Source organism: Streptomyces sp. E2N166, assembly GCF_003671715.1.
GTDB classification, from domain to species: Bacteria; Actinomycetota; Actinomycetes; order Streptomycetales; family Streptomycetaceae; genus Streptomyces; species Streptomyces thinghirensis.
This window is the reverse complement of the sequence record NZ_RAIF01000012.1, coordinates 1,018,898-1,025,082: the sequence shown is the minus strand read 5'-3', so window position 1 is coordinate 1,025,082 and position 6,185 is coordinate 1,018,898. Positions and strand designations below refer to the sequence as shown.

Genomic DNA, 6,185 nt, shown 5'->3' with positions numbered 1-6,185 from the left:
CGTGGCGCTGCTGCGCGAACAGCTGGGTATCGTCGGGCGGTCGCTGAGCGAGCCGCTTCCCGGCCCCGAGGCCTCCCCGGCGGGGGCGCCGTCCCGCCGCCCCCGGCGCCGTCCGCTCGCCGTCGCCTTCGGCGCCCTCGCGGTGGCATGCGCCGGCGTGGTGGTGACGGGGCTCGGCTGGCTGGTGGTGCAGGGCGGGAACGGGGCCGAGGACGCGGCGAGCGGCAAGGCCGCGGCGAGCGACGGGCAGGCCGACTCCGCCGAGTCCGGTGGCGTCGCCTTCGGCAGCCCCCGCTACCTCGCCTGCGCCCGTCTGGTGGCCGAGGGCACGGTGGCCGGCGCCGAACCGGTGCCGGGGACCGGACAGCACCGGATCACCCTGGACGTGACCCGCAGCCACAAGCCGCAGGAGCGGCCGGGGAAGGCGGGCGAGCGGATCACGTTCGTCCTGGACGACACCACCGCCCGGCTCGTCGAGGGCGACCGCGCGCTGATCGGCATCCCCCTGCACGGCGACAGCCCGGACGCCGTGATCACCGGCGCGGAGGCCGTCGCCGCCGAACGCGCCTGGATCACCGCGTCCCTGCCGGAATCCCGCACCCTCACCTGCGACTGACCCCGGCATACGGAAAGGGCGGGCGCCCCGCGGAGCGCCCGCCCTCCCATGTGCCGCACCGGACTACGGCACGACCTTCCCGATCCGTACGCTGCCGAGGCCCGCGGCCGTGCCGTGGGCGTTCACCAGCTGGACCTGCCCGAAGAACTCGCGGCCCTCCGGAGCGGCGGCCAGCGCCGTGACGCTGCCGGAGACCGTCGCCGACTCGCCCGTGCCGAGCTTCACCGGCGCCGAGCCGTCCACGGCGACCGAGCCGAGGGACGCGGCGAAGTACACGTCCCGGTAGTCGTACTCCGTGGTGCCCGACGGCACCGCGTAGCCCACGACCTCGACGGTGTAGGCACCGGCGGCCGGCTTCGGCACGGAGACCGACTCCTCCGAGTCGCCGTCGGCGGACTGGCCGACGACGTTGCCGTCCTTGTCGTAGACCGTCAGGTCCAGGTCGGAGGCCGCGTCGGAGACGCCGCCGATGGCCACGTCCAGCGACTCGGCGCCCTCGGGCACCTCCACCGTGGAGGTCCTGGTCTCACCCTGCTCGATCGACGGGCGGGACGTCTCGGCCGAGCCGAGCGGACCGCCGACCAGCTTGCCCTCGATCGGGCCGTACTGGTTCGTCACCTTCCAGGAGGCGTCGGCCGGGGTGCCCACCTCGGCCTCGGGCACGGTCACGACCTCCGGGTCGAAGGTGGCGCCGAGGACGGTGACGTCCAGCTTGTACGGGTTGGTGAGCAGCGGCGAGGTGCGCCGCGACTCGACCTCGATCTCCCAGACGCCGGGCTGCGGGTCGGCGTACGCGCGCACGTCGGGCCGGCAGCCGTTGCCGTCGAGGTAGTTGTTGTAGCAGTACGGCGTGGAGGTGTTGTCGACCGGGACGCCGTACGGGTGGATGGCGATGAACCGGGTCTGGCTCCCGTCCTTCAGCCCGCTCATCGCCACCTCGAGCGCCTTCGCGCCCTCGGGGACGGTCACGAAGTACGACTCTGTGTCGTTGCGCTGCACGGAGTCCTTCGCGGAGAAGTCGTACTCCAGCGGGGCCGAGGCCACGACGGTGGTCAGGACCAGCTTGTCGGTGCCCTCGGTGCGCGGGTCGTCGACCTCGAGGATCGCGCTCTTGAGGCCCTCGGAGCGCGGCTTGGCCTGCACCTTGACGGTCACCGGCTCGTTCAGCGGCAGCTTCACCTCGTCTGAGCCGACGATGCGGAAGGTGCGGCCGGCGTTGTTCTCGAAGTGCAGTTCGTGCCGGATCGCACGGTCCTCGCCGGAGGTGCGGGTGAGCGTGATCTCGTAGGTCTTCCGCTCGCCGGCCTTCAGGCCGCCCTCGCGGTCGTAGAGGCCGGTGCCGTGGCCCGGGGTCTTCAGGAACTGGTCGATCGCGGTGTCGACCGGCGCCTCGACCGTGTACTCGTGGGCGGTGGCGCCCTTGCGGATCGATCGCCAGGCGTCGGGGATGTTGATCAGGCCCGCGCCCTCCTCGTACGCCTGCACGCCCTTGATGTGGTCGGCGGTGGAGGTCAGCGCCGTGCGCAGCTTCGCCGGGGGCAGGTCGATGTCCGCCTGCTTCGCGGCCGACAGCAGCAGCGCCGAGGCGCCGGCGGCCTGCGGGGACGCCATCGAGGTGCCCTGGAGCATCCCGTAGCCGGCCGGGAGGTCGTAGCCCGCCTCCGGGACCGGGGCGCCGGGCGCCCAGGTCTGGATGGTGTTGACCGCCGCGCCGGGCGCGGTCAGCGTCGGCGTGAAGCCGCCGTCCTCACGCGGGCCGCGCGAGGAGAACGGCATCATGGCGTACCTGGTCCGCACCGCGGAGCCGTAGTTGGCGGCCCAGGTCTCGCGGGAGATGGACGCGCCGACCGAGATCACCTTGTCGGCGAGCGACGGGTCGCCGATGGTGTTGGCGCCGGGGCCGGAGTTGCCGGCGGAGATCACCAGCTGGACGCCGTAGGTGTCGATGAGCCGCGTGTACAGCTCGGCACGCGCGTTGTTGCCGTCGTTGAGCGCGGGGAGGCCGCCGATCGACATGTTGACGATGTCGACGCCCCGGTTGACGACGAGGTCGATCATGCCCTCGGTGAGCGCGACGTTGGTGCAGCCGCCGCTCCAGGTGCAGGCGCGGGACGAGACGATCTTCGCGCCGGGCGCGGCACCGTCCATCCGGCCGCCGAACAGGCCGTTGGCGGCGGCGAGTCCGGCCACGTGCGAGCCGTGCGAACCCTCGATGACGCCGATGTTGACGAAGTCGGCCTTCGCGCCGGCCCCGTTGTGGACGACGTCCTCGCGGATCTCGACGACGAACGGCTGGCGCTCGGCCACGTCCGTCTTCGGGTCGTCGGTGCCGAAGTACCCGATCTGGAAGCCGTCCTTGTAGGGCTTCATCGGGGTGTCGTCGGCGAAGTCGTGGTTGTCGTTCAGGTCGACGCGGACCGTGCCGGCCTGCGCGTCGTAGAGGACGCCCCAGGAGTCGGTGGTGTCGCCGTCCCGGTTGGCGTCGCCCGCGGCGTCACCGCCGGTGGTGTACGACTCCAGGAAGGTGCTCACCTGGTACGAACCCGCGGGCGCCGTCCACGTCTCACCGCCGAAGGTGAAGGTCGGCCCGGAGACGGAGGTGGTCATCGGGCGCCAGGTGCGGTCGCCGTCGACGACCGGATCGGTCGCGGTGACCCAGTCGACGATCTTGCGCTCGCCGGTGGTGGTCTTCTGCAGTGCCGGGTGGGCGAGGTCGACGCCGGAGTCGAGGATGCCGATGGTGACGCCGCGGCCGTCCGCCTTCGGGTACTTCTTCACGAAGTCGACGGCGCCCGTCTCGAAGGACGGGTTGTACGGGTTCTCGGCGGGGGTCCGGCGGTCCGGCGCGGGGTAGGAGCGGCCCTTGTGGTGTTCGCCGCCCTTCGCCCGGTCGGCGCCCGGCGTCGGGTCGTCCAGCGGGATCTCGTCGCGCAGGTCGATGCCGTGCACGGAGGAGAGCTTCGTGGCGGCGGCGATGGCCGAGTCCGCCTTGGTGGTGGGCACGGTGGCGCGGACGTAGCCGAGCTTGTCGTACGTCCGGCCGACGGAGCCGCCGCCGACCGCGTCCAGTTCCTTCGCCACCTGCTCGGTCCGGCCCGGCGCGGTGGCGACCATCATCGTGACGTTCTTCGTGCCGTCGGCCTTCGCCTCGGCGAGCAGGTTCGCGTCGTCCGAACCGAGCTTGTCGTGGGCGGACTTGACGGAGGCGTCGGCGGGAGCGTCGACGGGGGGAGTGGTACCCGGGCCGTCGGCGGCCAGCGCCATGGGTATCGGTCCGACGGCGCAGAGCGCGGCGACGAGGCCCGTGGCCACGGCGACGCGGGCCGCGCGTCTCGCGCCCGGTATCGGTTCGCGCTGGGGGGTGTGGGTCATCGGCATCCCTTGTAGGTAAAGGAACGTGCGTGAACGACCGGGGCCGATCGGTCCTGGCCGCGGGAGTCCGGAATCCGATCCCGGACGACCGCTCAGCCTTACGTAAGGGTTCACTGTTTGGGGAGAGTTGTCCGGGGCGGGATGAACCCATGGCGTACTTCCGCCATACGCCATCGGGGACACAAGGGGCGCCCTGTGACAATCCTGTGAGCCGCGCCGCACCCCTCGCCCGGCGGGCTAACGTCTCGGAGTGCGCCGAAAGCTCAGGGTGGCGGCCTACGCCATATGTGTCCGCGACGGACAGGTGCTGCTCGCCCGGTCACCGGGCCCCGGCGGGGTCCCCGAGTGGGTGCTGCCGGGCGGCGGCACGGAACACGGCGAGGACCCCCACGACACCGTCGTGCGAGAGGTCGAGGAGGAGACCGGCTACCGCGTCGAGCCCACCGCCCTGCTCGGCGTCGGCTCCCACCGCGTCACCCGCCCGAGCCGCGCCGGACTCGGACGGCTCCTGCGGCGAACCGTCGACCATCACGCCGTACAGCTCGTCTACGAGGTCCGGGTCACCGGCGGCGGCCTGCGGTTCGAGGTCGGTGGCTCCACGGACCTGGCGGCCTGGCAGGACCTGACCGCCGTCCCGGGGCTGACCCGGGTGCCGATGGTCGACATCGGCCTGCGGCTGTGGCGGGAGAGACCGCCGTCGGGACGGGCGGACCGCCCGCGCGCCGAGGAGGGCTGAATCGCGCTCAACCACCCCGGGGCCCAGCAGCCGCGCGTACTCCAAGCCGGCCCCGACGGCCACGGGCCCGACCTGCGACGTCACCCGGCTCAACCCGTCCATCGCCGGTTCGGACGGCCGGCACGCGCTCGCCTTCAACCTCAACGGCGACTGGGCGGGCGACAGCGAGGTGGTGATCGAGGCGGAGTTCTGCGCCAAGTGGCGCGCCACGCACGAGGCACGCGCCACGCACGAGGAGGGGCCACGCACGAGGAGGGGCCACCGGCACAAGCGGTGGCCCCGGTGGCCCCTCCTCTCCCCTCCTGGTGACCGCCCCCGGTCCGTCACTAACGGGGCAGCACCACGACGTACGCGGCGGGTTCCCGGTCCCCGGCCGCCATCAACGCCGTACGGACGACGGCCGCCTGGTGTTCCGGGCAGTCCCGCAGCTTGCGCGGCGTGAGGTGGACGACCGTGATGCCGAGTCGTTCCAAGTGCTCGCGCTTACGGGCGTATTCCGCCCAGACCGCGTCGTCCTCCCGTTGCCGGTGGGCGCGGGTGTCCAGCTCCAGCGCCACCGAGTGCTCGGGCCAGAAGGCGTCGACGCCGCCGAGATGGGGGCCGCCCGGCAGGCGCAGGTCGACGTTCCAGAGCGGTTCCGGCAGGCCGTGCTCGCGCGCCATCCGGTAGAGGCGCTGCTCGGCCAGCGCCCGGCCCTCGGCGACCAGCGAGTCCACGGCGTCCACCACGTGCGGGCGGCTGAGCAGCCGGGCCCGGTTCAGTTCCCGTACCACCGCGGCCGGTTCGCAGTGCCCGCCGCGCACCGCCTCCGTCAGCAGCCGGCGGACGACGCCCGCGTCCGTCAGGTCCGCCACCGCGTCGGCCACGGCCCGCGCCACCGGCGCCACCGGAACCCCGGTGACCTGCATGGGGGTGGGCAGCGCGGTCGTGCGGACGATCCGCGCGCAGCCCGTCGTACGCAGCCGGCGCAGCCTCGGGACCAGGACGTCGATGGCGTCGAGGGACGGCAGCGGGGGAGCGGCGGAGAAGCCGTGCAGCGTCAGCGCGGCCAGCCCCGTGATCATCGCCTCGGCGTATGCGGGAGCGGGGGTCTCCTCCCTGCCCGGCTGGACCGGCACGGAGGCGGTGACACCGGCGGGCGCACCGCCGTTCGCGCCGGCGGTCCGCTCCCGCGCCGCGTACAGCAGCACCGCGTGCAGGCGCTCCTCACTGGTCGGCGGGCCCGGGTGGAGCAGGACGACGTTGGGGAGAAGCTGCTGCCAGGGCCCGCCGGGCCGGCACTGCTCGTTGGTCTCGGCGGCGGAGACACCGTGGGCCCGCAGCTGGGCGGCCGTCATCAGCCGGCGCCGGCCGTTGGCCAGGTGGTGGAGCGGGCGGGGGGAGAGCGGGGTGTTGTGCGTCATGACCGGGGGTTTCCCGCGCCCGAACCACCCCTTAACCGCTGTTACACGATCATCGCCG

Annotated in this window: 4 protein-coding genes and 1 pseudogene; 3 read left to right on the top strand and 2 right to left on the bottom strand. The window is 73.1% G+C overall.

Annotation, left to right across the window (positions count from 1 at the left end; all coding sequences use genetic code 11):
- Nucleotides 1-616, top strand: a 616-nt coding sequence (locus EBH09_RS37790) for a hypothetical protein (RefSeq protein ID WP_193776257.1), incomplete at its 5' end; no start/stop codon positions are given.
- Nucleotides 617-679: 63 nt separating this feature from the next.
- Here the strand turns inward: EBH09_RS37790 and EBH09_RS12370 are convergent.
- Nucleotides 680-3,988 (bottom strand): S8 family serine peptidase, encoded by a 3,309-nt coding sequence (locus EBH09_RS12370; RefSeq protein WP_121747023.1) that lies wholly within the window; start codon nt 3,986-3,988, stop codon nt 680-682.
- A 250-nt stretch (nt 3,989-4,238) separates the two neighbouring features.
- On the opposite strand from EBH09_RS12370, the gene EBH09_RS12365 reads away from it, so the two are divergent.
- Nucleotides 4,239-4,724, top strand: a complete 486-nt coding sequence (locus EBH09_RS12365) for an NUDIX hydrolase (protein WP_238697280.1) — start codon at nt 4,239-4,241, stop codon at nt 4,722-4,724.
- Between the two features lies 1 nt (nt 4,725).
- Nucleotides 4,726-4,923: pseudogene (locus tag EBH09_RS38835) on the top strand (hypothetical protein); the annotation flags it as partial.
- Nucleotides 4,924-5,050: 127 nt separating this feature from the next.
- On the opposite strand, the gene EBH09_RS12355 reads toward EBH09_RS38835, so the two are convergent.
- Complete coding sequence (locus EBH09_RS12355) at nt 5,051-6,127, bottom strand: hypothetical protein (protein WP_193776256.1); 1,077 nt, start codon at nt 6,125-6,127, stop codon at nt 5,051-5,053.
- Nucleotides 6,128-6,185: the final 58 nt, after the last annotated feature.